Origin of the sequence: uncultured Spongiibacter sp. (assembly GCF_964011655.1) — a bacterium.
Taxonomy (GTDB): domain Bacteria; phylum Pseudomonadota; class Gammaproteobacteria; order Pseudomonadales; family Spongiibacteraceae; genus Spongiibacter; species Spongiibacter marinus.
Map to the genome: position 1 here is coordinate 23,511 of NZ_CAXGPO010000012.1, position 25,470 is coordinate 48,980.

At 57.3% G+C, this 25,470-nt stretch carries 23 protein-coding genes; 16 read left to right on the forward strand and 7 right to left on the reverse strand.

The features are described 5' to 3' along the window. Nucleotides 1-22: 22 nt before the first annotated feature. Nucleotides 23-1,594: a cation:proton antiporter family protein gene (locus tag ABNS66_RS07840; RefSeq protein WP_286837191.1), complete on the reverse strand. Its 1,572-nt coding sequence runs from the start codon at nt 1,592-1,594 to the stop codon at nt 23-25. Between the two features lie 179 nt (nt 1,595-1,773). Here ABNS66_RS07840 and ABNS66_RS07845 point away from each other — a divergent pair, with 179 nt between their 5' ends. Continuing rightward, a complete protein-coding gene (locus tag ABNS66_RS07845; protein WP_286696114.1) occupies nt 1,774-2,649 on the forward strand; it encodes a TIGR00730 family Rossman fold protein in 876 nt (291 codons plus the stop codon). Nucleotides 2,650-2,712: 63 nt separating this feature from the next. After that, on the forward strand, nt 2,713-4,167 hold the full coding sequence (locus ABNS66_RS07850) for an ATP-binding cassette domain-containing protein (protein ID WP_286837189.1): 1,455 nt from the start codon (nt 2,713-2,715) through the stop codon (nt 4,165-4,167). A 3-nt stretch (nt 4,168-4,170) separates the two neighbouring features. Here ABNS66_RS07850 and mrcB read toward each other — a convergent pair whose 3' ends face one another. Next, nucleotides 4,171-6,468: a penicillin-binding protein 1B gene (gene mrcB / locus ABNS66_RS07855; protein WP_286696116.1), complete on the reverse strand. Its 2,298-nt coding sequence runs from the start codon at nt 6,466-6,468 to the stop codon at nt 4,171-4,173. 79 nt (nt 6,469-6,547) lie between these two features. On the opposite strand from mrcB, the gene ABNS66_RS07860 reads away from it, so the two are divergent. Continuing rightward, complete coding sequence (locus tag ABNS66_RS07860; RefSeq protein ID WP_286837186.1) at nt 6,548-7,549, forward strand: adenosine kinase; 1,002 nt, start codon at nt 6,548-6,550, stop codon at nt 7,547-7,549. Nucleotides 7,550-7,594: 45 nt separating this feature from the next. On the opposite strand, the gene ABNS66_RS07865 is transcribed toward ABNS66_RS07860, so the two are convergent. The 3 genes from ABNS66_RS07865 to ABNS66_RS07875 are packed head-to-tail and all read right to left on the reverse strand — an operon-like array spanning nt 7,595 to nt 9,687. After that, nucleotides 7,595-8,188, reverse strand: coding sequence for a YajG family lipoprotein (locus tag ABNS66_RS07865; protein WP_204996700.1), 594 nt, complete (start codon nt 8,186-8,188; stop codon nt 7,595-7,597). Between the two features lie 3 nt (nt 8,189-8,191). Then, the gene (locus ABNS66_RS07870) at nt 8,192-9,229 is read right to left on the reverse strand and encodes a DUF2333 family protein (RefSeq protein WP_204996699.1); all 1,038 of its coding nucleotides are present in this window, start codon (nt 9,227-9,229) and stop codon (nt 8,192-8,194) included. Then, complete coding sequence (locus ABNS66_RS07875) at nt 9,229-9,687, reverse strand: copper chaperone PCu(A)C (protein WP_286837183.1); 459 nt, start codon at nt 9,685-9,687, stop codon at nt 9,229-9,231. Before ABNS66_RS07875 ends, ABNS66_RS07870 begins: the two co-directional genes overlap by 1 nt. A 134-nt stretch (nt 9,688-9,821) precedes the next feature. Between ABNS66_RS07875 and ABNS66_RS07880 the strand changes: the two genes are divergently transcribed. The 12 genes from ABNS66_RS07880 (at nt 9,822) to coq7 (ending at nt 23,823) form a co-directional block, all read left to right on the forward strand. Further along, nucleotides 9,822-11,513 (forward strand): protein-disulfide reductase DsbD, encoded by a 1,692-nt coding sequence (locus tag ABNS66_RS07880; RefSeq protein ID WP_286837181.1) that lies wholly within the window; start codon nt 9,822-9,824, stop codon nt 11,511-11,513. Between the two features lie 173 nt (nt 11,514-11,686). Then, entirely contained in the window at nt 11,687-12,127 is a 441-nt protein-coding gene (gene aroQ / locus ABNS66_RS07885) for a type II 3-dehydroquinate dehydratase (protein WP_027874283.1), read from the forward strand. 33 nt (nt 12,128-12,160) lie between these two features. After that, a complete protein-coding gene (accB, locus tag ABNS66_RS07890) occupies nt 12,161-12,628 on the forward strand; it encodes an acetyl-CoA carboxylase biotin carboxyl carrier protein (protein WP_204996695.1) in 468 nt (155 codons plus the stop codon). 44 nt (nt 12,629-12,672) lie between these two features. After that, entirely contained in the window at nt 12,673-14,013 is a 1,341-nt protein-coding gene (accC, locus tag ABNS66_RS07895) for an acetyl-CoA carboxylase biotin carboxylase subunit (protein ID WP_027874281.1), read from the forward strand. Nucleotides 14,014-14,087: 74 nt separating this feature from the next. Then, complete coding sequence (gene prmA, locus ABNS66_RS07900) at nt 14,088-14,981, forward strand: 50S ribosomal protein L11 methyltransferase (protein WP_286696120.1); 894 nt, start codon at nt 14,088-14,090, stop codon at nt 14,979-14,981. 74 nt (nt 14,982-15,055) lie between these two features. Then, nucleotides 15,056-15,919 carry a zinc-ribbon and DUF3426 domain-containing protein gene (locus ABNS66_RS07905; protein ID WP_286837898.1) on the forward strand — a complete coding sequence of 288 codons (864 nt, stop codon included), beginning with the start codon at nt 15,056-15,058 and terminating at the stop codon, nt 15,917-15,919. Between the two features lie 105 nt (nt 15,920-16,024). Beyond that, entirely contained in the window at nt 16,025-17,014 is a 990-nt protein-coding gene (gene dusB, locus ABNS66_RS07910; RefSeq protein ID WP_338061852.1) for a tRNA dihydrouridine synthase DusB, read from the forward strand. Next, nucleotides 17,011-17,310, forward strand: a complete 300-nt coding sequence (fis, locus tag ABNS66_RS07915) for a DNA-binding transcriptional regulator Fis (RefSeq protein ID WP_027874278.1) — start codon at nt 17,011-17,013, stop codon at nt 17,308-17,310. Before dusB ends, fis begins: the two co-directional genes overlap by 4 nt. Before the next feature lie 33 nt (nt 17,311-17,343). Beyond that, complete coding sequence (gene purH, locus ABNS66_RS07920; protein WP_204996692.1) at nt 17,344-18,924, forward strand: bifunctional phosphoribosylaminoimidazolecarboxamide formyltransferase/IMP cyclohydrolase; 1,581 nt, start codon at nt 17,344-17,346, stop codon at nt 18,922-18,924. 153 nt (nt 18,925-19,077) lie between these two features. Beyond that, the gene (purD, locus tag ABNS66_RS07925; RefSeq protein WP_286837900.1) at nt 19,078-20,355 is read left to right on the forward strand and encodes a phosphoribosylamine--glycine ligase; all 1,278 of its coding nucleotides are present in this window, start codon (nt 19,078-19,080) and stop codon (nt 20,353-20,355) included. A gap of 22 nt (nt 20,356-20,377) precedes the next feature. After that, on the forward strand, nt 20,378-23,152 hold the full coding sequence (locus ABNS66_RS07930; protein WP_286837902.1) for a hybrid sensor histidine kinase/response regulator: 2,775 nt from the start codon (nt 20,378-20,380) through the stop codon (nt 23,150-23,152). A gap of 35 nt (nt 23,153-23,187) precedes the next feature. Next, nucleotides 23,188-23,823 carry a 2-polyprenyl-3-methyl-6-methoxy-1,4-benzoquinone monooxygenase gene (gene coq7, locus ABNS66_RS07935; RefSeq protein WP_204996689.1) on the forward strand — a complete coding sequence of 212 codons (636 nt, stop codon included), beginning with the start codon at nt 23,188-23,190 and terminating at the stop codon, nt 23,821-23,823. A gap of 18 nt (nt 23,824-23,841) precedes the next feature. Here the strand turns inward: coq7 and ABNS66_RS07940 are convergent, their stop codons facing one another. Both ABNS66_RS07940 and ABNS66_RS07945 read right to left on the reverse strand, forming a co-directional pair. Then, nucleotides 23,842-24,243 carry a VOC family protein gene (locus tag ABNS66_RS07940; RefSeq protein ID WP_239547814.1) on the reverse strand — a complete coding sequence of 134 codons (402 nt, stop codon included), beginning with the start codon at nt 24,241-24,243 and terminating at the stop codon, nt 23,842-23,844. 5 nt (nt 24,244-24,248) lie between these two features. After that, nucleotides 24,249-24,671 carry an OsmC family protein gene (locus ABNS66_RS07945; RefSeq protein ID WP_204996815.1) on the reverse strand — a complete coding sequence of 141 codons (423 nt, stop codon included), beginning with the start codon at nt 24,669-24,671 and terminating at the stop codon, nt 24,249-24,251. Nucleotides 24,672-24,816: 145 nt separating this feature from the next. Between ABNS66_RS07945 and crp the strand changes: the two genes are divergently transcribed. Continuing rightward, complete coding sequence (gene crp / locus ABNS66_RS07950; RefSeq protein WP_027874271.1) at nt 24,817-25,455, forward strand: cAMP-activated global transcriptional regulator CRP; 639 nt, start codon at nt 24,817-24,819, stop codon at nt 25,453-25,455. Nucleotides 25,456-25,470 lie beyond the last annotated feature (15 nt).

Here is a 25,470-nt window from a genome sequence, read left to right on the forward strand (position 1 = left end):
CCTGCTCACTCGCCGCCGCGTGTTAGCGCGTGGCAATCTCTAACTCTTCCAATACCCGCTCGGCAAAGCCATAACCCGCCTCGGCATACAAATTGAAGCTAATGCAACCCATCGCTTGCAGCTCCCGCTGCTGATCCGGGAAGCGAGAAATCGCCGCAATTTTCCCGTTATAGCCAAGGCTTTGCAGCATTTTCACAACCTGAACGTTTTCACTGTGGTTGCTCAAACACACTAAAATCACCTGGCGGCGCGCCAATGCTGATCGCTCCAGAAAGTCGCGATCGCTGGCATCTCCCGCGACACAGCGCAGGCCCTCACCACGCATTTGCTGGGCTTTGTCGGCACTTTCTTCCACACCCACGATCCGCCCCGGATAGTGGCGTCCCAGATAATCGTAGGCGCCGCTGCCGATGCGTCCCATGCCCAGAATCAATATATCGGCGTCGCCCAAGTCAGCCGGACGCTCAGACGGCAACAAGCAGCGGCGCTCATAGCGCTGCAACAATTCGCCAAAGCGGCTGTATAGGTCACCGGCGCGACGGTTTAAGGACGAGGCGACAAAGAGAGACAGCGCCATCGCCATTGCCAAAATCGTCAACCACTGCGGCTCTAGCATATTCTCCTGTACCGCCAATGCAGCAACAATCAGGCCAAACTCGCTATAGCTACTCAGCGACAAGCCGGCCAACAAGCCCGTGCGGGCTCTAAGCCGAAACAACAGTAGCAAGCCGAAATAGAGAAAGGGGCGGATCAACACCAGCGCCGCCAGCAGCATGGCGATCAGTGCCATGTCCCAAGACGGTAGCCCGTAATAACCAATGCTGAGGAAAAACGCCGTGAGGAAAATGTCTTTAAGACTTACCAGGCTCTTATACAGCTCAACACTCTTGTCGCTATTCGCCAGCAGTATGCCAAACAGCAGCGCGCCCAAACCGGCCTTTAAATGCAGCGTCTCAAACAACCACGCCCCTGCCAGTGCCATCGACAAACCGTAGAGCACCAGCAGCTCACCGTGCCCCGCCCAGTTCAACAAACTCAGCAGAGGCCGGCGCAACAGCGGCAATGCCAGCAGCGCAAGCGCCCAAATACTGGGCGGATGGTCGGCAGAAAATAACAGGAACGCCACGGCCATCAGATCCTGAACGATCAGGATGCCCACTGCGATCTGCGCATGCAGGGCCGCGCCCTCACCGCACTGTTCAAAAATCTTTACTGCAAAGACCGTGCTCGAAAACGACAGCGCGAAAGCAAGAATCCATGCCGTTTGACTCGGCAGTGCTGAATAATGGGGCAGCAAGTAATGCAGGCTGAGCAGCACCACAGTGGTTAACGGAACCACTAGCAGAGCGTGCAAACTGGCGCTCGCCCATATTTGCGGGGCCAATAGTTCGCGCAATTTCAGTTTCAGGCCAATGGTGAACAGCAGCAGCACCACCCCGATATCGGCCATCAGCTTTACGACATCCGGGTCTCCCAGCTCCAATGCCCCGGCGAGAAAGCCCGCAACCAGAAAGCCCAGCAACGGCGGCATATCCATCCGGCGAAAAACCAAACCAGCCAAAAATGCCAGCGCCAGTAGTAGGGGCTCAATCATTCCATCGTTCCATTGTTTACAACTCGGTGGTGCGACCCGTGCGCGGCAGCGATACGTCGCAAGACACTATCATACCGTGGTAAATCACTCCGCTCCTACCGTCCATTCTATGTCGGCTGACGTATACTCAATATGAAAGTGTGGCAATTTCGCCTCACGAGGACGACAGGAAGCGCAATATGTCCGACAAACACCGCCTGCACGATGCCAATTTTCCTTCAGCACGGGAAGAGCTTGATCACAGCGAGACAGACCATCCGCCAGCCTATAAGCTCGCGTTCACCGACCAGGATTTTCTACTCAGTGAAGAGCTGCGCGGCGTGCGCTTCCACCTCGAACTGCAAAAACCGGAAATGATTCTGCGCCAACACGGCATCGAATCCACCATTGCGGTATTTGGCAGTGCGCGCTTCCCTTCACCCGAAGACGCCAAGCAAAACCTTGCAGCCGCCGAAGCCAGTGGCGACCCCGCAGCCATTCGCGCCGCCAAGCGCAACCAACGCAACAGCCGCTATTACGAACAGGCGCAGCGCTTTGCCAAACTGGTTACCGAACATTCGCTGAATTGCCCGAGCGCGGAACAGCTGCATATCGTCACCGGTGGCGGCCCCGGCATTATGGAAGCCAGTAATCGCGGCGCCAGTGACGCTGGCGGTCGATCGCTAGGGCTGAATATCGTCCTTCCCCACGAACAGCATCCCAACGCCTACATCAGCCCCGAGTTTTGTTTCCGCTTCCACTACTTCGGCATACGCAAAATGCACTTTATGATGCGCGCCAAAGCCGTGGTGGTATTTCCCGGCGGCTTCGGCACCCTCGACGAGCTGTTCGAAGCGCTGACGTTAATACAAACCGGCAAGTCCAGAGATGTACCCATTATTCTGGTGGGACACGAGTTTTGGCAGCATGCGATTAACCTGGAGTTTCTCCGCGACGAGGGGGTGATCAGCCCCGACGACGTCAATATGATCAGCGTTGTCGACAACGCCGACCAAGCCTGGCAAACCATTATTGATTTTTACGACCTCAGCCCCGGAAAATGCCCGAGCTGCTAGCGCCTTGCAGGACAGCGACTATGGTATAGTCGCTGTCTGTAGTCTGAAAGTCGCTTGCTGCTCATGTCTGACAACCTCGTTTCCCTCAACAACGTCCGCTTTGCTCACCAACTCGAGCCCATTCTGGATGACTTCAACTGGTGCTGGCCCAAGGGAAAACACCTCGCCATTCTCGGCAGCAATGGCTGTGGCAAAACCACCCTCGCGCAGCTTATTACCGATACGCTGCGCCCCAACCGCGGCCAATGCAGCTACGGCGAGCATATAGGGCCAGGGGATATTGCACATATCTCCTTCGACCAACACCGCCAGCTGATGGAGCACGACCGCCGCTTTGACGATAGTGAAACCCGCGCAGATGCCTTTGATGTTGGCACCCGCGTGCGCGACGCCATTTTGCAGGGCGGGGTTGCCGACGAGAACTTTGATCAGCTGTGCCAACGCCTGCGCATCGAGCACATCCTCGACCGGGGAATACGTTTTATTTCCACCGGCGAGAGCAGAAAAACCTTACTTGCCCGCGCCTTGCTGGCAAAGCCCGCCGCGCTGATTATCGACAACCCGCTAGAAGGGCTGGACGCTCAGGCGCAGGCGGATATTCGCCAGTTACTTGACGAGCTGGTCGCCTCACCGACCCCGGTACTGCTGCTCACCAAAAGCGCCACAGACATTCCCGACGGCATCGACGAGGTGCAGATCATGTCTCAGGGCAGCATTACCGGCCACTGCTCACCCGCTGAGGCGAGACGCAGGTTTGCACCGCGCCAACATTTCAGCCGCGCGCTGCCACTGGCAGAGATTGCGCCCTGGCCAGAAGATGAAGCGCTTTTCGAGCTGCAACATGTCGATGTGAATTTTCGCGGTACGCCGGTGCTAAGCGACATCAACTGGCGCTTTATGCCACACCACCATTGCTGGATAAGCGGCCCCAACGGCGCAGGAAAATCGACCCTGCTCGGGCTGCTCTGCGGTGAAAACGACAAGGCCTATGGCCAGAACATTCGCCTGTTTGGCAAGACCCGCGGCAGCGGCGAGAGCCTGTGGGATATTAAGGCGCAATTTGGCCTGCTCAATACCAGCATGCAATTGAACTCCCTCAAACGGGTAAAGGCCAGCGATGTTATCGCTTCCGGCTTCTTCGACTCTGTCGGTCTCTACGACCAACCCAGTCCCTCGCAGCAGCAGTGCTTGCGCGAGTGGCTCACCGCACTAGAACTCAGCGACTTTGCCGAGCAGCGCTTTGAACGGCTTTCCTTTGGCCAGCAACGCATGATTCTTTTGGCCCGGGCAATGGTTAAATCGCCCCGCATCTTGATTTTGGACGAACCCTGCATCGGCTTAGACGAAGAACAAAAAGCCCGCCTGCTTGGCGCCGTCGATTACATCGCCGAGCACAGCCAGACTCGCATCTTGTTTGTCAGCCACCGGGAAGAGGAGATTCCGGCCTGCATCAATCAACACTTGATGTTGCAAGCCGCCGAGGTGGGTGGCTACACCGCGGTTATTCGCGAGCGCTGAATATCAATCAAAGATACCCTTAAACCAATTCCACATCTTCTCGCCGTCGGGTGCGCAGCCGCCACTTTGCCGTGGCTCACTGCCTTTGATGAACGGCACATAGCGGGCGTTCTCGCACCACGATTGCGTGCGCAGGCCCGACTCGGCATCCACCCATAGGTACTCCATATTGCTACGCTGAGCGAAGGGCATTTGCTCCGTGCTGGCCTCGGCCATAAATTGCCGCCACACACGCAGGGCGCCACTGGCGCCGGTCAGCCCGGTTGACGCATTGTTATCCAGCCCCATCCACACAACCGCGAGATAGTCACCGGCAAATCCGGCAAACCAGCTGTCGCGCGTGTCGTTACTCGTGCCGGTTTTGCCGGCCACGCGGTAGTCTTTGGGAAGAACCCGGTAAACCGACTTACCGGTTCCCTCTCGCACCGTTTCCAGCATGGCGTATTGCAGCAAGTGCACCGGCGCGGCGTCGATCACCTGTTTGGGCTGCTGAGGGTAGCGCGCCAGCGGTTTGCCCTTGGCATCGGACACGGCGTAGATCGTGCGTAACGGCGTATAGCGTCCATCGGCGGCAATGGTTTGATACATCGCGGCCACCTCAATCGGAGCCAACTCAGCCGCGCCCAGCAGCATGGACGGGACCTCCAGCAGTGGCCGGTGTACACCCAGGCGCTGAAACATATCCATAACATCGCTCAAGCCAAGGTCCAGGCCCAAGTTTGCTGTTGCCAGATTGTAAGAGTGCGACAAGGCCTTGTGTAAGGGCACCATACCGTGCGCTTTGCGACCGTAATTCGACGGTCGCCACAGCGTGCCATCGGCATTGGGAACACTCAGTGGCTCGTCGCGCAATTTGGTTAACAAGGTGTATTTATCAGGTTGGTTTAACGCGGTTAAGTAGACCGCCGGCTTCGCTAGCGAGCCTATCGGTCGCAGTGCATCAAGGGCGCGATTAAACCCGGCATAGCGAGGTTGTCGGCCGCCGATCACTGCCACCACATCACCACTATCAACGGCGGTCACCACCATCGCGACTTGCAGATCTTTCTTGCGTTCAGCCAATTGCGAGAGCGCCTTGGCGGTTGCCGCTTCAGCGCGGCGCTGCAACAGCGGATCGAAGGGCGTAAAGATCCGAAGGCCATTTTTCTGTAAATCCTGACGCGCATAGTCACGGCTCAGCTGACGCCGAACCAAGTCGACATAGGCGGGATACACACCGGCCAGCGCTGAACTTTTGGAGAGACTCAGCGGTTCCTTTTTCCACGCTTCAAGTTGCTCGGCGTTCAGCCAACCCTCTTCGGCCAGCTCGGCCAATACGGTGTTGCGGCGCGACGTGGCGCGCTGCGGATGACGCCAGGGGTCGTAATAGGAAGGGCCTTTCACCAACCCTACCAACATCGAGACCTGGGCGAGATCCAGCTCTTGCAGGGGGCGGTTAAAATAATGCCTGGCCGCGAGGCCGAAACCATGAATCGCGCGATTGCCCTCTTGCCCGAGATAGACCTCATTGATGTAGGCTTCAAGGATGCGGTCCTTGCTGTAGTGCAGCTCGGTGAGCAATGACATCGCCGCTTCTTTGAATTTTCGCCACAGGCTTCGCTCATTGGTGAGCAGGGTGTTTTTCACCAGCTGCTGCGTCAGGGTGCTGCCGCCCTGCACCGTGCGCCCGGCTTTAATATTCACAATCAGGGCGCGGGCAATACTGCGCGGCGACAAGCCAAAGTGGGAATAGAAATGCCGGTCTTCCACCTGTAACAGGGTTTCCACCAACATCTCCGGCACCTCGTCCAGAGACAGCATCAGGCGGTCTTCGTGACGCCCGGGATAGACGCCACCGATAACCGTTGGGTCCAGCTGTTCTTCAGCAATACGCTCGCCCAGCGCGTTGCGCACGACGCGCACCGTGGTCGCCGCCATTTCCACGGTGATTTTTTTCGCTTTGCGATGACCATCGGCAAAATCGAACGGCCGCAGGTAAATTGTAAACATGTCGCCTTGACGCAAATAGCTGCCGGGCTCATTCACCAGGCGCAGCTGGCGGTAGCCTAAATTTCGCAGCTCTTCTTCCAGCTCGTAACTGGTAAGCACCGCGCCGGATGCCAACACCAAGGGCCGGGCATATACCTTTGCCGGCTGGTCATAGCGCTGAGGGTCGAAGGCGCCGCGCACCTTGGCGTCGCAATAGGCAAAGAAGACAAGCAGCGGAACCAGTCCGGCGATTGCCAGTTTGACAAACAGCCCTCGCCAGCTGGTGGGGCGAGGTAGCCGAAAGCGGCGCCGATGGTTATTTTTCTTGGGCATGAAAACTCTCGTTGAATTGCAAATCCCACGTGGGCGCGGATAATAGCGCGCACTTTACTGCAAGTTATTGGCAAATAAGATGAAAAAATATCACGTTTACGGCATCGGCGCGGCATTGGTCGACACGGAAATTCAAGTCCAAGACAGTGAACTCACTGAAATGGGCGTTGAAAAAGGCTTGATGACACTGGTCGATGAGGCCCGCCAACAGGAATTGTTGGACAAGCTTGAAGGCCACCTGGTTCACTCTCGCCAGGCCAGCGGTGGTTCGGGCTGCAACTCGGTTGTTGCCGCTGCCTACTTTGGCGCCAAGGGCTACTATTCCTGCAAGGTCGCCGCCGACAGTCACGGCGACTTCTTCCTAAACGATATACGCGACGCCGGCGTTGATTCAGGTTTCGACGCCGAGCGCGATGGCGGTATTACCGGAAAATGCCTGGTATTGATCAGCCCGGATGCCGAGCGCAGCATGAATACCCACTTGGGCATTAGCGCTGAGCTCTCGGTCAAAGAGCTCGACGAAGCCGCCCTTGCCGACTCTGCCTACTACTACATGGAAGGCTACCTGGTTACCTCTGACTCAGGGCGCGCGGCGGCAATTCGCGGCCGTCAGGTTGCAGAACAAAACGGCGTTAAAACCGCGCTGAGTTTCTCTGACCCGGGCATGGTGGAGTTTTTCCGCGACGGCCTCAGCGACATGCTCGGCGACGGCGTCGACCTACTTTTCTGCAACGAAGCCGAGGCCTTGCAGTGGGCCGGTAGCGAATCACTGGATGACGCGGTCAGCGCAATCAAGCAGGTTGCCAAACAATTTGCCATCACCCTGGGTGCCAAGGGTGCATTGGTTTTTGATGGCGAGCAGCTGCACTCCATCGCGCCCTGCAAGGTCAACGCGGTAGATACCAACGGCGCCGGCGATATGTTCGCAGGTGCCTTCCTCTACGCTATCAGCCACGGCCACAGCGCTGAAGCGGCCGGTAAACTTGCCAGCCGCGCCGCAGCGGAGGTGGTGTCTGACTACGGTCCTCGCCTGCCTGGCCCCAAGCACGTTGAGCTGCGCCAAGAAGTACTTGGCCAGTAACAAAAAAGGCGCCTCGCGGCGCCTTTTTTTATTGTTTCCCGGCAATCATTTGCCAAGCAGAAAACTCTGCAGCTGCGGGTCGGCAAGCATGCTTTCCAGCACATCAACCACCAAGCTATTCACCAGTTCTTCATTGTGGGGCTCGCTGGGAGCATTGAAAAACTTCTCCTTGCGTTTTACCCGGTAACGCCCCTCGTAACGGCTGTCACTGCGCGTTGCCTCGGCCTTTACCACCGCCAACATATCCATGTCGTGCCCAACCCCTTCCTGCTCTGGGTGGTTGTAAACCAGCGACTCAAACACAATATGCAGATCGACGGTGTCGGCACTCAGGCTATCGACTTCAAAACCCAGCGCCTTCATTCGCGCCTTTAACACCGGCTGCACAGCCAGCGACAGGCTGTTTTCCAGGGTGATCAACGCCGTCTCCCGGTAGGCACCGCCGCGGCTGCCAAGAACCTTATTGCTGCGTCCATCGCTCACGCGTACATGTACTGGCTGGCCCTGGGCAAGCTGCTGCTCGGGCGCCTGCTCAAAGCTGGGCGCTACGGTAATTTTTTGCGGACTTTGCGCACACGCGGCCAATACCAAAACGGCGAGCACCGTCGATGCGTTTACTACTGCACGAGAAAGAACCATGACTTATCCTTGAGCTAACAGATCGCGTAAATCAATAATGGCGGCGTTGGCGCGAGAAATGTACGACGCCATTACCAAAGAGTGATTCGCCAACAGGCCGAAACCACTGCCATTCAACACCATTGGGCTGAACAACAATTGTTGAGTTCCCTCCAGCTCACGAATAATTTGTCGCAAGCTGACGGTCGCATTTTTATTTTCCAGCACATCGGCAAAGTCTTGTTCGGCCGCTTTCAAAAAATGAATCAGCGCCCATGCACTGCCCCGCGATTCAAAGAACACATTGTCGATCTGCAGCCACGGCGTTTTCACCCGCTGCTCAGAGGCCGACGGCGTAGACTGGCGCGCGCTGGGATCATTTGCCAGGTCGGTGTTAACCCGCGGACGCCCGACACTGGCGCTGAGTCGCTGTGAGAGGCTGCCCAAGCGCGACTCAACCACGGCAAGCCAGTAACGCAGGTTATCGGCGCGCGCATAGAATTGTGCCTGGGGCTGATCGACATCACTGAGGCGGCTGCGGTAGGCCTTAAGGTAGCGAATGCCCTGGCGGTACTCCGATTCGGAAGCCGGTACCGCCCAACTGTTCGAGGAAAAATTAAAACGCGGCTCCGCCTTCGCAAGATCGGGGTCTTCCTGAGACTGGGACTGCGAACGGCTGTAACTTTCTCGCATGGCTCGACTCAGATCGCGCACCTGCATCAACACGCCGTATTCCCATGCGGGCATATTGTCCATCAGCACGCCCGGGGGAGTAATGTCGTTGCTGAGGAAACCGCCGGGCTTGTCGAGCAATATTTCAGCAACGTCAATCAACGCAGAGGTGGTCGCGGTGCCAACCACCGCGCGACTGCCATTGTCGCGGTCGTATTGCAGGGGCGGATGATCCGGCGTCAGGCTCCAATACATACCGAAACCGGTTACCAAAAGAACATAAACGAGGCCGACAATACCGGCCAAACGCGCGACATTGCGATTGCCAAGCCAATCCTGCAGCGCCTCCTTGGCAGCAAAATAACCGTCGCTTAAACGCTGTTTTAACATTAGTGCGCTCCTCCATGATGATGGTGACGCCCCGATGCAGGCTCGTTCAGTACGCTGCGCACCGGCGCTTCCACCTGCACGACATCGCCATCAATCAGTAAACTGAAATGCACCCGCTCGCCATGGCGCAGCGGCTGCTTCAAATTAATCAACATTAAATGGTAACCACCGGGCACAAAGTCCAGTGTTTGCCCCGGCGCAATCGCCACACTGTCTTCTTTGCGCATCGCCATCATACCGTTGCGCTGCGAGTTGCTGTGAATTTCCACGCGGCCGGCAACGTCACTGGTTCCGGCCCGCAGCGTCACCGTTTGCGACGACGGATTGGTAACCGAAAAAAACGCCGCGGTGTTTTTTTGCCCCGGTGGCAAGCCGCGCACCACCGGATCGCGCAGCTCAACAGCCGCTGCACTAAAGGGCAAAATTGCGGTGAGTAAAAGCAGCCATTTGCGGGTCATAACGTTCTCCAGGTTTCGCGGTGCAAGACAGCACCCTCGATCTGACTTACCATGGGCGCCGTCGGAGGCTTACGCCGAGAGGCAACGCCGCGTATTGCGCCCTATGATAACGCCACTTTGCAGCGATAGTATTTATGAACCGGTTTTTATTACTGTTTTGTATAGTCAGTGCCAGCTTCTTTAGCTACGCCAGCGATCCCTTCAGCCCCTCCAGCAATACCGACCTCAGTGCGAACGGCTTTGCTCAAGGCGCGCAGTTTTTACCGGTAGAGCAAGCCTACAAAGCCAGTGTTAGCGGTGACGGCGGGCTTCGCATCGATTGGCAAATCGCCGAGGGCTACTATCTTTACCGCGAGCGTTTTTCCGTAAGCCTCAGTCGCCAGGGCCAGCCCGTCGATGCCACGGTAGAGTTTTCACCAGGCAAGGTCAAAGACGATCCGTATTTTGGTAAAACCGAAGTCTACTATCACGGCACAACACTGCAGCTGGACGTCGCCGACACCGCCAACCTCCAACTCACGGTGGTCTCTCAGGGCTGCGCTGACGCAGGCCTGTGCTACCCGCCTCGCAGTCAAACCTTCAGCAGCGATGCCCAGGGCGTGTTCACTGAAGTTGATACAGCGGCGTCTACGCCCGCCGCCCTCACTGCACCTGCCGAGAACCGCGGCCTGCTGATCACCCTGATCCTTGCCGCTATTGGCGGCGCGATCCTCAACCTGATGCCCTGTGTATTCCCAGTACTCGGATTAAAGGTGCTCAGTTTCAGTAATGCTCACCAGGGCAGCCCGGCCAGTCACGGCCTCATCTACAGCGCCGGTGTGGTGCTGAGTTTTGTACTGGTCGCCGCACTATTAATCACGCTTCAAAACGCCGGGCAAGCAATTGGCTGGGGCTTTCAACTGCAGTCCCCGCTATTTGTTTCGCTGCTCGCCAGCCTCTTTTTTGTGCTGTCACTCAACCTGCTCGGACTCTTTGAATTGGGCGGCAAATGGATGAATGTCGGCGCCGACATCAGCCGCGAACCCGGCTATCGCGGCAGCTTCTTCACCGGCGTGCTCGCCACACTGGTTGCCAGCCCCTGTACCGCGCCCTTTATGGGCAGCGCTATCGGCTACGCCGCCAGCCAACCACCCGGCGTCGCGCTGCTGGTGTTCGCGAGCCTGGGGGCCGGTATGGCAGCGCCAGTATTGCTATTAACCCTCTTTCCGCAATGGCTAAAGCTGCTACCCAAGCCCGGCGACTGGATGTTACATCTGCGCCAGTTTATGGCCTTTCCCTTGCTGGCCACAGCCATTTGGCTGGCGTGGGTGGTAGGCCGTCAGAACGGCGCCGATGCCATGGCAGCCACGCTGATTACCTGGCTACTGCTGGGCTTTGGTATCTGGCTGTGGCCCCTGGGTAAACGCGGGAAAGCGCTGGCAGCCATCACCGCGCTGGCCATCCCACTGCTGCTTCACAGCGGCCTGCAACGCCCAGCACCCGCAAGCAGCCAAACCGGTTTCGACCGCAGCCAAATCCAAAGCCTGCGTGAATCAGGCCGCAATGTTTTCCTCGATGTCACCGCCGACTGGTGTATCACTTGCGCGGCCAATGAGGCGTTGGTTCTCAATACCGATGACATCCGCGACGCATTCGAGCGCGCCAACGTGAGCTATGTGGTTGCCGACTGGACCCGCTACGACCCTGTGATTACCGAGCTGTTGGCCGATTTCCAACGCAATGGCATCCCGCTGTACATCTACTACCCCGCCGATCTCAGCCAGCCGCCGAAGGTCTTGCCACAGATTCTCAGCAAAGACACAGTAATGGCCATTTTGCATCCTTAAAGGCGTGTTTTCAGTGTTAGCACTGAAAACACTTACTTCGGGGAAAAACCTGCCATTGTCTGCAATCTTGCGGGAAACTTGCGGCCATCTTAAAAAATTCATCAAATTCGTTGGACTCGCATTTTCAATTGCGGCAAACTACGCGAAATTTCTCTAGCAAACCCCGGTGAAACATGGCATCGATACTCGTGCTGCACGGCCCTAACCTCAATTTACTTGGCACCAGAGAGCCCGAGGTCTACGGCCACCACAGCCTCGAGGACATCAATCAGCAGCTGCAAGACGCTGCTAGCGCCGCGGGCCATCACCTCCAATGCTTACAGAGCAATGCCGAAGTAGAGCTGATCGAGCGAATTCACCAGGCTCGGCCCGAAGGCATTAATTTTATTATTTTCAATCCGGCAGCCTTCACCCACAGCAGCGTGGCCCTGCGCGACGCACTGTTGGGTGTGGACATTCCGTTTATCGAAGTGCACCTGTCGAACGTTCACGCCCGTGAACCCTTTCGCCAGCACTCCTATTTTTCAGATATTGCCCGTGGGGTGATTTGCGGTCTCGGGCCACAGGGTTACCTGCTGGCACTGCAGGCCGCACTGTCACAACTGCAGGACTAGCCCTTCACAACACATTAAAAAAAGAGAGTGACTATGGACATCAGGAAAGTAAAAAAGCTGATTGAACTGCTCGAAGAATCCAACATCGACGAGCTGGAAATCAAGGAAGGCGAAGAATCGGTACGCATCAGCCGCAACAGTGGTAGCGTGCAGATGGCGGCGCCGCAGTACGTGAGCCAAGCGGTACCGGCAGCGGCGCCTGCCGCACCAGCCCCCGCTCCCGCAGCAGCGCCTGCACCGGCCGCCGAGGCCGAGCCAAAAATTAACGGCCACGTTATTAAGTCGCCCATGGTCGGCACTTTTTACCGCTCGCCGTCACCGGGCTCTCCCGCTTTTGTTGAAGTCGGTCAGCACGTTAAAGCCGGCGATGTCGTTTGCATTGTCGAAGCAATGAAAATGATGAACCAAATCGAAGCCGACAAATCCGGTGTGGTAGAAGCTATTTTGCTGGACGACGCGCAACCCGTGGAGTTTGACCAGCCTCTGATCACCATCGTGTAAGCACACCATTCACGCACACACGATCACTGCACAGAGGACAGCACATGCTTAAAAAAGTCGTTATCGCCAACCGTGGCGAAATCGCGCTGCGCATTTTGCGCGCCTGCAAGGAGCTGGGAATAAAAACCGTGGCCGTGCACTCCATCGCCGACCGCGACCTGATGCACGTTCGCCTCGCCGACGAGTCGGTTTGCATTGGACCAGCCCCCTCACCCGCCAGCTACTTGAATATTCCTGCCATTATCAGCGCAGCAGAAATCACCGACGCCGTCGCCATTCACCCCGGCTACGGCTTCCTTGCTGAAAATGCCGACTTTGCCGAACAGGTTGAGAACAGCGGCTTTACCTTTATCGGCCCGACTGCCGACGTCATTCGCATGATGGGCGACAAAGTGTCGGCCATTCAGGCCATGAAAAAAGCCGGCGTGCCCACGGTGCCGGGCTCCGACGGCCCCATTACGCAGGACAATGACCGCACCCTGAGCATCGCCCGCAAAATTGGCTACCCGGTAATTATCAAAGCGGCTGCCGGTGGTGGTGGACGCGGCATGCGAGTGGTGCACAGTGAAGCCGCTCTGCTTAACGCGGTATATGTTACTCAGTCGGAAGCCAAGGCGGCCTTTGGTGACGACACCGTATACATCGAGAAATTCCTGGAGAATCCGCGGCACGTGGAGATTCAGGTACTCGCCGATGGCCAGGGCAATGCCATTCACCTCGGGGATCGCGACTGCTCTTTGCAGCGCCGCCACCAAAAGGTGCTGGAAGAAGCTCCCGCCCCGGGTATTCCCGATGACGTGCGCAACGAAGTGGCAATGTCTTGTGTTGAAGCCTGCAAAACCCTCAACTATCGCGGCGCAGGCACCTTTGAGTTTCTCTACGAAGACGGCCAGTTCTTCTTCATTGAAATGAACACCCGTATTCAGGTTGAGCACCCGGTTAGCGAAATGGTCACCGGCGTCGATCTGATCAAAGAGCAACTCAAGATCGCCGGCGGTGAGCCCCTGAGCCTTCGTCAGGAAGACATCGTGGTTAGCGGCCACGCTTTCGAGTGCCGAATCAACGCCGAAGATCCAAAAACCTTTATGCCCTGCCCGGGTAACATCAAGCACTTCCACGCACCCGGCGGCCTTGGTGTGCGCGTCGACTCCCACCTCTACAGCGGCTATACCGTGCCTCCCCACTACGATTCGATGATCGCCAAGATCATCACCTGGGGCGATGACCGCGAGTCGGCGTTAAGCCGCATGCGCACCGCGCTGGACGAGCTGGTCGTAGACGGCATTCGCACCAACACCGAACTGCACCGCGATTTGGTGCGCGACAATGCCTTTGCCAAGGGCGGCGTCAGCATTCACTATCTCGAAAAGAAACTGAAAATCTGATTTACTCCGGTTTTCATTGACACCGATAAGGGGCCAACAGGCCCCTTTTTTATTTTTTGCTACCGAGACCTGACATGAGCTGGCTACAGATTCGCCTCGACGCCAACCCCGACTCCGCCTCTGCCCTCGAGGATGCCCTACTGGACTGCGGCGCCGCATCGGTGACCCTTGAAGACAATGCCGATCAACCGCTTTTTGAGCCCCCCATCGGTCACACCCCAATCTGGCAGCACACCCGCGTCACCGGCATGTTCCAGGCCGACACAGACATGGTCACGGTCCTCGCTCAATTGAACGCTCTGGTGGGCGAGCTACCCAAGCATCGCATCGAGATTCTTGAAGACCGAGACTGGATTCGCGAGTGGATGGACAGCTACCAACCACTGCAGTGCGGCAAGCAGCTTTGGATTTGCCCTAGTTGGCGCGAGCCCGTTGACCCAACAGCAGTAAATCTGCTGCTGGACCCCGGCCTGGCTTTCGGAACCGGCACCCACCCGACGACCTGGCTGTGCCTAAACTGGCTGGACAGCCAGCCGCTGACCGGCAAGACCGTCATCGACTACGGCTGTGGCTCGGGTATTCTCGGGATTGCGGCCTTGCTACTGGGCGCAGAGAAACTGATTGCCGTCGACACCGATCCACAAGCGCTGCAGGCCACCAGCGAAAATGCCAAGCGCAATAATATCGACAGCGACAAGCTGGCTTGTTACCTCCCCGAGGAGGTTCCACCTGGCCTTCACGGCGACGTGTTGCTCGCCAACATTTTAGCCGGACCGCTGATGGAGTTGGCGCCGACCCTCGCCGCCTGCCTGGATCCTGGCGCGCCTATTTGCCTGTCGGGCATACTGGACAGCCAAGGCGATACGATTAAGCAGTGCTACCAGCGTTGGTTTGTCGGCCTGGCTAGCGAGCAGCGGGAAGAATGGCTCCGTATCAGTGGCCAGCGCAACAGCGAGTCGGCCAAGTAGCATCGACTGAAGACAGCCCCTATACTCTGCTCCACGAATTGCAGTGAGGACTGCCCAGCCCCGGCACAACCGACATGCCAGACGCCCATAACGCAAACGACAACTTGCTCGACAGCGTGTGTTGCCCAGCTTGCGACACCCGCTTTCGCTGTCAATTTTCCGACCTTGCCATCGCCGATGGCCTGCTTCGCTGCGGTGTCTGCCAACACGTGTTCAATGCCACCGAGCAGCTCACCCCCGCTCAGCGCGAGGCCTTTGACGCGCTAGTGGCGCCGACGGCCAACACGACACCCGCACAGGATTCACCGGAACCGGACTCAAACGATTCGGACGAAACCGGCGCCGCTGGTAGCGATAAAAAGCTCGGCCCCGAGCTGCTAGAAGGCTTGTCCACCAACGACCACGGCTTTGAATTTCATCAACCGCGAGCGCGACGTCGCTGGCCCTGGCTACTGGTAAATAGCCTGGCGCTGATAGCCCTACTGACTCAGTGGGCGTACTGGCAGAGGAGCGACATACTCAGCCACCCAAACCTGCCGCCAGAGATTAAAGCGTTTGCGTTATCCCAGTGCGCGCAGCTGTCGCTGACCTGCCTGCCGAATCAAACTCCACCGGGGCCACAACCAAGTAGCGACATTATTAGCCAAAAGCTCCTAGTTCGTCCCCATCCCGACGTTGCCGATGCCCTCAAGGTAGATGCCATTTTGCTCAACAAGGCGGATAGCGCGCGCGACTTCCCCCTGCTACAACTGCGTTTCAGTAATATTCACGGTATTGAGTTAGCCAGCCGCCTGTTCTATCCAAGCGAGTACCTGGCCGGTGAGCTAAACGCCCTGTCCCAGCTCGATAGCGGCCAGCCCGTGCATATCGCCTTGGAAATCGCCGCCCCGGCGGCCGATGCGGTCAACTACGAACTCCGCCTTTTCAGTCGACCTTAGCGGGGTCGTTACACTGGTTATTTTCTGAGCGCAAGACTACCGAAAGCAAAATCTAGCGAGTAGAATAGCTGCCCTGTTTTCCCACGGTCTCTCCTTTAACGGGGCATGGCGATGATCCGGATTGGTCCTCACAAGCTCCCCGCTCGCGCTGTTTTGGCGCCGATGGCGGGCATTACCGACCTCCCCTTCCGGCAACTGTGTCTGCAGTTTGGCGCCGGCTTGACCGTATCGGAAATGCTGATTAGCAATAGCGACTTGTGGCACACACGCAAAAGCCACCTGCGCCTCGCTAAGGACGACGATGCTCTGCGCTCGGTACAAATTGCCGGCGCCGAGCCGGCCATGATGGCCGACGCCGCACGTCGCTGTGCAGACGATGGCGCCCATATTATCGATATCAATATGGGTTGCCCGGCAAAGAAAGTTTGCAAACGCGCGGCGGGGTCCGCCCTGCTACGTGAACCCGAACTTGTCGAGGCGATTCTTCGCCAGGTCACCGCCGCCGTCTCGGTGCCGGTAACGTTGAAGATTCGCACTGGCTGGTCACCCGAGCAACGCAACGGCGTTGATATAGCCCGCCTGGCAGAAGACTGCGGCATTGCTGCACTGGCCGTACACGGCCGCACGCGCGCCTGCCGCTTCAATGGCAGTGCCGAGTACGACACGATAGCGGCGATCAAGCAGGCCGTATCAATGCCGGTACTGGCCAATGGCGATATCGACAGCCCTGAAAAGGCACTCGCGGTCCTGCAGCACACCGGCGCCGACGGTGTCATGCTGGGGCGCGCCGTTCAGGGTAAACCCTGGCTGTTCCGGGAGATCAATGCAGCATTGGAAGGGGGCGAATACACCCCCGTTCAAACTGCAGAAATGCGCGAGGTCATGCTCTCGCATATCAAAGCATTACATCACTTTTACGGTGAACATCAGGGCCTGCGCATCGCACGCAAACACTGCGCGTGGTATTTGCAGGACTTTAATAACGTGGATTTCAGGCGCCACTTCAACCGCTTGGAAGACGCGAGTGCACAACTAGATGCTGTACAGAGCTTTTTTGAACAGCACAGCGACAAATTACAGGATGCAGCAGCATGAACCTCAGCCCATTAAGCGCTGCCGAGAGCAGCCCAGTCAGCACCGCTCCGGCCGATGATATTTCGCAAGCCAAAACTCTGCGCGACAGTGTCGCTATCGCCCTGAACAATTACTTCTCAAACCTCGACGGCCAGGATGTCAGCGACGTCTACAACATGGTGTTGTCTGAGATTGAAGCGCCACTGCTCGAAGAGGTGATGAAGTACACCCGCAATAATCAAACCCGCGCTTCGCAAATGCTCGGTCTCAACCGCGGGACGCTGCGCAAAAAATTGAAACAATACGACCTGCTATAAACCCGCCATCGCACCCAGAGGAACACCGCCCGGATGACTACCGAGACGACTTCACGCCCCGTTAAACGCGCGCTAATCAGCGTATCCGACAAATCTGGCATCGTCGATTTTGGCCGCCAGCTTACCGAGATGGGGGTAGAACTCCTGTCCACCGGAGGCACCTACCGCCTACTGCAAGACAACGGCATTAGCGTGACGGAAGTTGCGGACTACACGGGCTTTCCTGAAATGATGGATGGCCGGGTGAAAACCCTCCATCCGAAAGTTCACGGCGGTATTCTCGGCCGCCGCGGCACCGATGATGCTGTCATGAGCGAGCACGGCATTGACGCTATCGATATGGTAGTTGTTAACCTCTACCCCTTTGAGGCCACCGTTGCCAAGCCAGATTGCAGCCTGGAAGATGCGATCGAGAATATCGATATCGGCGGCCCGACCATGGTTCGCGCAGCGGCCAAGAACCACCGCGACGTTGCCATTGTGGTAAACGCCGGCGACTACGACGCCATTATCGAGGAAATGCGTGCCAACGACGGTGCAACCCTGCACAGCACCCGTTTCGACCTCGCCATCAAAGCCTACGAGCACACGGCATCGTACGACGGCGCCATCGCCAATTACTTCGGCAGACTCGTTCCCGGCGGCAGCGACAAATTCCCTCGCACCTTTAACAGCCAATTCGTTAAAGCCCAGGAAATGCGCTACGGCGAAAACCCCCATCAAGACTCAGCGTTTTATGTTGAGCGCCACCCCAGCGAAGCCTGCATTGCCACCGCAACGCAGCTGCAGGGCAAGGAGCTGTCATACAACAATATTGCCGACACCGATGCCGCACTTGAGTGTGTGAAGAGCTTTACCAAGCCCGCCTGCGTGATTGTTAAACACGCCAATCCCTGTGGTGTCTCGGTGTCGCTCAACGGGATCGGCGAAGCCTATGACCTGGCCTTCGCCACCGACCCTGAATCGGCCTTTGGCGGTATTATCGCCTTCAACCGCGAGCTCGATGCCGCAACGGCGCAAGCCATTTGCGACCGCCAGTTTGTGGAAGTGATTATCGCCCCAAGCGTCAGCGAAGATGCGCGCGCCGTTGTAGCCGCCAAGAAAAACGTGCGCCTGCTGAGCTGCGGAGAGTGGGATAGCCCACAAGCTGCCTTTGACTATAAACGCGTCAACGGCGGCCTGCTGGTGCAAGACCGCGACCTCGGCATGATTACTGCCGGTGAGCTGAAAGTAGTGAGCAAGCGCCAGCCCAGTGAAGACGAGATCAACGATTTGATCTTCGCCTGGAAAGTCGCCAAATTCGTTAAGTCGAACGCGATTGTCTACGCCAAAAATCGCCAGACGATCGGTGTCGGCGCCGGGCAGATGAGCCGCGTGAACTCCGCGCGCATCGCCGCTATTAAGGCCGAGCACGCGGGCCTGCAAGTTGAGGGAGCCGTGATGGCATCCGACGCCTTCTTCCCCTTCCGCGATGGCATCGACAATGCGGCGAAAGTTGGCATTAGCTGCATCATTCAGCCAGGCGGTTCAATTCGTGACGAAGAAGTCATTGCCGCCGCCGACGAGCACAACATGGCAATGGTATTCACTGGCATGCGCCATTTCCGCCACTAACCGCCGAAACCTCGCCGGCAGCTATCTGCCGGCGACGCCAGCACCGAATCGATAGAAAAAAGATAATTTCTTCGGCCTTGAAACAAACATGAGTCAAGGCCGTTTAGCTAAATCACGCAGCCGTGATGGCCGTAGAAATAGGACGCAGTTGAAATGAACGTATTGATTATTGGCTCCGGTGGCCGTGAGCACGCTCTGGCTTGGAAGGCGGCCCAGTCTGCCAATGTTGAAACCGTTTATGTCGCACCAGGCAACGCCGGCACTGCGCTGGACATGGGCATAGAAAATGTCGAGATAGGCGTAGGCGATTTCGAGGCACTGGCAAACTTTGCCGAGAGCAACGATATCGCGCTGACCATCGTCGGCCCCGAAGCGCCACTGGTAGACGGCGTGGTGGATTTCTTCACCAAACGCGGCCTGCCCTGCTTTGGCCCCAGCCAGGGCGCGGCACAACTGGAAGGCTCCAAAGCCTTTACCAAAGACTTCCTTGCCCGGCACAACATCCCTACTGCGGCCTATGGCAACTTCACCGAACTTGAGCCAGCGCTTGCCTACCTTCGCGAACAGGGCGCACCGATTGTCGTCAAGGCCGACGGCCTGGCAGCGGGCAAAGGCGTTATTGTTGCAGAGACACTGGAACAAGCTGAAGACGCCGTGCGCGACATGCTGTCCGGCAATGCATTCGGCGACGCCGGCTGCCGCGTAGTGATTGAAGAGTTCTTAGTCGGCGAAGAAGCCAGCTTCATCGTGATGGTCGACGGTGAAGACGTTTTGCCGATGGCAACCAGCCAGGATCACAAGCGTGTTGGCGATGGCGACACCGGCCCCAACACCGGTGGCATGGGCGCTTACTCACCCGCGCCAGTGGTAACGCCAGACGTTCATCAGCGCATTATGGAACAGGTTATTATGCCAACCGTTCGCGGCATGGCAGAAGAAGGCAACCGCTACACGGGCTTTCTGTATGCCGGCTTGATGATCAGCCCCGAGGGTGAACCAAAAGTTATTGAATACAACTGCCGCTTTGGCGACCCGGAAACACAACCCATTATGCTGCGCTTGCAGTCTGACCTAGTCGCTCTGTGTCAGGCGGCGCTTGCTGGCACGCTGGCCAACGCTGAGGCGCAATGGGACCCACGCCCTGCGGTTGGTGTTGTACTCGCCGCCGGCGGCTACCCCGGCAGCTACAACAAGGGCGATGAAATTACCGGTATCCCCGCAGAAACCGCCAGCACCAAGGTCTTCCACGCCGGCACGCAATTAGACGGCGACAAGCTGACAACCAACGGCGGGCGAGTACTGTGCGCTACCGCCATGGGCAATAGCGTAAGCGAAGCCCAGGCACTGGCCTACGACGTCGCCAAACAAATCGATTGGCAAGGTGTTTTCTTCCGCAGTGATATCGCCTATCGCGCCATCGCTCGGGAATAGCGGTCACTTGATTATGTGCAGGATGCCCATCGCGATACGCCTTGATTTGAGGCTGCTGCTCAGCAGCCTGCTACTGTTTCTTGCCACAAGCCACATCGGCCACGCCGCCGTCATCCTGGATCCGGCGGTGGCGCGGGTCGACATCAGTCAATCCGGCGAAATATACGAGGATCGCAGCGGTCAGTTGTCCATCGACGACCTGCTTCAGCCAACCTTTCAGCGCAGCTTTCGGCCACTTGAAAATGGCGATTTAATGCTCGATGGCAGCACCCAAACCTACTGGCTGCTGTTTCGCTTTCGCAACACCCACAACGAAACCCTGCGCCGCATACTGGAATTGCGCCCGGCGCATTTGGGCGAGGTAACCGTCTACGCCCATCGCAGCGGCACGCCCGCCGAAGAGCGGGCCACGGTTTTCCCTCCGCAAGATATGCTGCGACCCCAGCGAATCTACCGCTTAAACCTGCCCGCCGGCAGCGCTACCAATATTTATGTGCGCATCGACAAGCACGCTGATATCCGAGTGTCTGCCAAACTCTTTAGCGATATCGCGTTTATTTCAGAAAGCAGCCAACGCGATATTGGAAATTTCTTTCTGCTTGGCGTACTCAGTACCGTCAGCATCTACTGTCTGGTTGCCTTCCTGATATACCGGGAACCGCTATTTGCCAATTTGTGCATATTTGGCGTCTTGGTGATGGGCTCACAGCTGATGGCCTGGGGCTACCTTGGCCAACCCCGAGGTATGCTGCCCCCCTGGGACAGCCCAATTATGATCATTTCAGCGATCGGCATCTTGCTGACCGAAGTGATCTTTGCGCTAGGCTTCCCCGTGTACCCCAAGCAGCGCCCAGGCCATTGGCCAAACATCTTGCGCGGAATCCTTTTCCTGCTCGTCGCAGCGCTGCCCTTTAGCATTATCACCGACGCCCATTACAGCGGCATTCTGTTGAGCATTTTGGTGCCACTCACCGCCGCATCTACGCTGTTTGCCGGCTTGAATGGCTACTTTGTCAGCTACAGCCGGCTGCTGTTGTTTTACTTGCTTGGTAAAAGCCTCACCCTGGTCATTTATCTGTTGGCCCAGCTCAGCTACTTGCTTGGCGTTCTCGATATCTACGACATGAATGCCTTACTCTCGCTGGCCGCTGTGATCGTTGCTCTCGCTCACGCCACACTGCTGATTACCCGCAGCCGCAAGCGCTGGCGTATGCAGCACGAGGATGCTCAGCGCATCGCCGTGGTCGATGAGGTAAACCGCGCGAAAAGCGAAGTGCTGGCGCGCATCACTCACGATATCCGCACCCCGATCAGCGCAATGCTGGGCGTGACAGAGCTGCTTCAAGAGACCCAACTGACCGCCAGCCAGGAAGACTATTTGCGCAGCCTGCAACGCTCCAGCCATGAGTTACTGCAGCTGCTCGAAGAAGCGGGGCAAGCCGCGCGATTTAGCGACAGCGATATCGACCTCAACAGCCAGCTCATCGCACTGCCTGAATTGGTCAGCGACGCCCTGTCCAGTTTCCGAAACATGGCTGCAGAACGCGACCTGGAGTTGATCAGCGATTTATCAAATACCCTGCCAATGCAGTTGCTTGGGGACCTGTCGCGACTTCGCCAATTGCTTATTCACAGCCTAAACAGCGCCTTCGAACACGCCGAAGGCGGCTTTATCCTGTTAAAAATTAGCCCGGCCTCCCCTCGCCCCGGCCACCTTCAGGTGGAAGTGTCCCACCGTGGCAGCAATTTCACCGGCGATGAACGGCAGGCGCTTCAACGCCCCAAGGTTGATAAAAAAGACAGCGCAATGAGCACGCGATTTGCCATTATCGCTCGTCTCGTCAGCCTCATGGGCGGGCAAATTAGCTTGCGTAGCAGCGCCAGTCGCGACGTACACACCCTGTGTATGACACTGCAACTGGGAGTGATCAGCAATAAGCTGCCAAGCCCCGAAGCAACAGACTTGCTGAACAATAAACGCCTTCTGGTGGTGGACAGCAACCGCACCTTTTGCGAGGTGGTCAATAAACAGTGCTCGCCCTGGGGGATGGGTGTCTTCTCCGCCACCAATGAGCAGGCCGCGCTGGCCATCATGCGCAACCAACGCCTGATCAATGCCCCCGTCGATTTTGTATTGATCGACCACCGACAAAGCGATAACGGCCTGCTGCTGGCACGCCGGGTAAAAGAAGAATTCGCCAACGCCGACCATCAACCCAGCGTGCTGCTACTTGCCCATGCGAATATTTCGTATCGCCGGGAAGAGCTGCAAGCGGCAGGGGTGCAACGGGTACTGAGTAAACCGCTGGGCAATATTGCCCTGCGCAGCGCACTACTGGGCGAATCGCGTGTTGCCGAGCGCGGTCACGACATAGATCAATACAGCAGCGACGCCTTGAATTATCATTCTCTGCGCTGCCTGATCGCCGAGGACAACCCCAGTAACGCGCTGGTGCTGTCGCGCATGCTCAAAAGCCTGGGAATCACTGTTCAACATGCGGAAAACGGCCAGCAAGCCCTGAACTTTTTTATTCGCGACCACTACGACTTAGTTATACTCGATGTGGAAATGCCGGTGATGGACGGCATTGAAGCGGCGCGCCAAATTCGGCAATTTGAACAGGAAGAGGAGCGCGAGCGCACACCGATTTTCGGGCTGACGGCAAACGCCCTGGACGAGCAGCGCGACAGCTACCTCAACGCCGGCATGGATCTTCACTTGGTGAAACCGATCCGCCTGTGGGAGCTGGCCGAGTCGATACAGCGCTGGACGGGCTACCAGCATCAGAAAGACTGAGTTTGCCGTACAATAAGGCGAGATTGGAGGATACGATGACCAGAAGCTTTTCCGCCTTGGATCGACTGCTGATTGGCGCAGACCGCAGCCTAAAAACCCTGGTTCGCGGCAGTGCCACACCGCAACGCGAAAACCCCGCCAGCGGCCGCCGCGACAGCCAGCATCAGGACGCCCGGCACACAGCGGGCCTCATGCGCATCAACCACACCGGCGAAGTGTGCGCCCAGGCCTTGTACCAGGGGCAGGCGCTGACGGCCAAGCGCCCCGATATTAAACAAGCCATGAGCCACGCCGCCGACGAGGAAATTGATCATCTGGTGTGGTGTGAGCAACGCCTAAAGGAGCTGGGTAGCCACACCAGCCTGCTCAACCCCCTGTTCTATGCCGGCTCCTTTGCCATCGGCGCGACAGCGGGGGCGATCAGCGACAAAATCAGCCTGGGGTTTGTTGCTGCCACCGAGGATCAGGTATGCGAGCACCTGCGCAGCCACCTGGACTCCCTGCCCAACGACGATGAAAAATCGCGAGCCATTTTGGAACAAATGCTGGAGGACGAAGCGGCCCACTCCACCGCAGCGATAGAAGCCGGCGGCGCCGTTTTTCCAAAGCCAGTCAAGAAGGCCATGACCCTTCTCTCAAAAGTCATGACCCGAACAACCTACTACGTGTAAAGGCGTGCCAGCCAGCGACTAGACAGCGCTGGCGATAGGTGGGTGGTGAATGATTTGTACAAGATTGCCATCGGGATCGAGGCAATAGAAGCTACGCGCACCATCGCGGTGGGTTCTTGGTGCGGCTTTAATGCTAACGCCATTCGCAACAAGGAACTCGTGCCAGGCATCGACATCGTCGGCTTCCCTAACGATAAAACCCAAGTGGTCTAAGCGCTGGCCCGCGGCCGGCCGCTCAGCACCGTGATAACGGTGAATAGCCAGGTTGTCGCAACCCGAGCAAAGGTAGTAATTATCCTCGTCGGGCTGCCACTCGACCGCCATACCCAGCAGGTCAGTATAAAACTGTACGGTCTCTTCCAGCTTTTCTACAAATAACGCCAAGTGGCGCATGCCCGCATGGGGATTGGGGCGCTGCATATATCCTACTCCGCTTCAATAATCTCGTGACTATGCTCGATCACCACGCCGGCCTTTTCCATCATAATGGACGCCGAACAGTATTTTTCAGCCGACAGCTCAACCGCGCGCTTCACGTGGCTCTCCTTCAAGGCAGTGCCGGTAACAACAAAGTGAAGGCGTATTGTTTCAAAGACGGCGGGGACCGCATCAACACGTTCAGCCACCAGCTCGCACCGGCAATCTTTCACCTGCTGGCGTGACTTCTTCAGCATACTCATCACATCGAATGAGGCGCAGCCACCCATGCCCAACAGCAACATTTCCATAGGCCGAACGCCCATATTACGGCCGCCGTGGTCTTCCGGACCATCCATAACCACGCTGTGGCCGCTTCCGGATTCACCTAAAAACATTGCACCGTCAACCCACTTTACCGTTGCTTTCATCATTACCCCGATAGAATTTGTCAATCCGCTAAGCTTATCACAGCACCTGCATCCAGGCTCGCCATTGACGGCAAAGCGCGGCATACTAATACACACGAATGAAACAGCGCTTTGCCCATAACCAAACTAAAAAAGAGAGTGGCCCGTGTTCCAGGCACCGAAACCCGACATCCCAAATCTCGACGACTTTCTCGCGCACTGCCATCGGCGCCGACACCCTAGCAAGAGCACGCTGATCTACGCTGGAGACGACAGCGACGCGCTCTACTATATTATCGACGGCTCGGTGACGGTGATTATCGAAGACGACGACGGCCGTGAAATGATTGTCGCCTACTTAAACAAGGGCGACTTCTTTGGTGAAATGGGCGTATTCGACGAAGACATCCCGCCGACTCGTAGCGCCTGGGTAAAAAGCCGAACCGACTGTGAGATTGCCGAGATTAGCTACAGCAAGTTTCGCGAACTCCAGGACCAATACCCGGATATCCTGCTGGCCCTCGGCAAGCAAATGGCAAAACGCTTACGCCTCACCACGCGCAAAGTTGGCGACCTGGCCTTTTTAGATGTTACTGGCCGCGTCGCGCGAACACTTCTCGACCTATGCAAACAGCCAGACGCTATGACCCACCCGGATGGTATGCAGATCAAAATTACCCGTCAGGAAATCGGCAGGATTGTTGGCTGCTCCCGCGAGATGGTTGGTCGCGTACTCAAAACCCTGGAAGAACAGGGCCTGGTCCACGTAAAAGGCAAAACGATGGTGGTGTACGGCACCCGCTGAGCAGCGGCTGCCAGC

Bases quoted from the DNA above. Each gene is read 5' to 3' on its own strand.
- ABNS66_RS07840 (WP_286837191.1), bottom strand. From the start codon at position 1,594: ATGATTGAGCCCCTACTACTGGCGCTGGCATTTTTGGCTGGTTTGGTT.
- ABNS66_RS07845 (WP_286696114.1), top strand. From the start codon at position 1,774: ATGTCCGACAAACACCGCCTGCACGATGCCAATTTTCCTTCAGCACGG.
- ABNS66_RS07850 (WP_286837189.1), top strand. From the start codon at position 2,713: ATGTCTGACAACCTCGTTTCCCTCAACAACGTCCGCTTTGCTCACCAA.
- mrcB (WP_286696116.1), bottom strand. From the start codon at position 6,468: ATGCCCAAGAAAAATAACCATCGGCGCCGCTTTCGGCTACCTCGCCCC.
- ABNS66_RS07860 (WP_286837186.1), top strand. From the start codon at position 6,548: ATGAAAAAATATCACGTTTACGGCATCGGCGCGGCATTGGTCGACACG.
- ABNS66_RS07865 (WP_204996700.1), bottom strand. From the start codon at position 8,188: ATGGTTCTTTCTCGTGCAGTAGTAAACGCATCGACGGTGCTCGCCGTT.
- ABNS66_RS07870 (WP_204996699.1), bottom strand. From the start codon at position 9,229: ATGTTAAAACAGCGTTTAAGCGACGGTTATTTTGCTGCCAAGGAGGCG.
- ABNS66_RS07875 (WP_286837183.1), bottom strand. From the start codon at position 9,687: ATGACCCGCAAATGGCTGCTTTTACTCACCGCAATTTTGCCCTTTAGT.
- ABNS66_RS07880 (WP_286837181.1), top strand. From the start codon at position 9,822: ATGAACCGGTTTTTATTACTGTTTTGTATAGTCAGTGCCAGCTTCTTT.
- aroQ (WP_027874283.1), top strand. From the start codon at position 11,687: ATGGCATCGATACTCGTGCTGCACGGCCCTAACCTCAATTTACTTGGC.
- accB (WP_204996695.1), top strand. From the start codon at position 12,161: ATGGACATCAGGAAAGTAAAAAAGCTGATTGAACTGCTCGAAGAATCC.
- accC (WP_027874281.1), top strand. From the start codon at position 12,673: ATGCTTAAAAAAGTCGTTATCGCCAACCGTGGCGAAATCGCGCTGCGC.
- prmA (WP_286696120.1), top strand. From the start codon at position 14,088: ATGAGCTGGCTACAGATTCGCCTCGACGCCAACCCCGACTCCGCCTCT.
- ABNS66_RS07905 (WP_286837898.1), top strand. From the start codon at position 15,056: ATGCCAGACGCCCATAACGCAAACGACAACTTGCTCGACAGCGTGTGT.
- dusB (WP_338061852.1), top strand. From the start codon at position 16,025: ATGGCGATGATCCGGATTGGTCCTCACAAGCTCCCCGCTCGCGCTGTT.
- fis (WP_027874278.1), top strand. From the start codon at position 17,011: ATGAACCTCAGCCCATTAAGCGCTGCCGAGAGCAGCCCAGTCAGCACC.
- purH (WP_204996692.1), top strand. From the start codon at position 17,344: ATGACTACCGAGACGACTTCACGCCCCGTTAAACGCGCGCTAATCAGC.
- purD (WP_286837900.1), top strand. From the start codon at position 19,078: ATGAACGTATTGATTATTGGCTCCGGTGGCCGTGAGCACGCTCTGGCT.
- ABNS66_RS07930 (WP_286837902.1), top strand. From the start codon at position 20,378: ATGCCCATCGCGATACGCCTTGATTTGAGGCTGCTGCTCAGCAGCCTG.
- coq7 (WP_204996689.1), top strand. From the start codon at position 23,188: ATGACCAGAAGCTTTTCCGCCTTGGATCGACTGCTGATTGGCGCAGAC.
- ABNS66_RS07940 (WP_239547814.1), bottom strand. From the start codon at position 24,243: ATGCAGCGCCCCAATCCCCATGCGGGCATGCGCCACTTGGCGTTATTT.
- ABNS66_RS07945 (WP_204996815.1), bottom strand. From the start codon at position 24,671: ATGAAAGCAACGGTAAAGTGGGTTGACGGTGCAATGTTTTTAGGTGAA.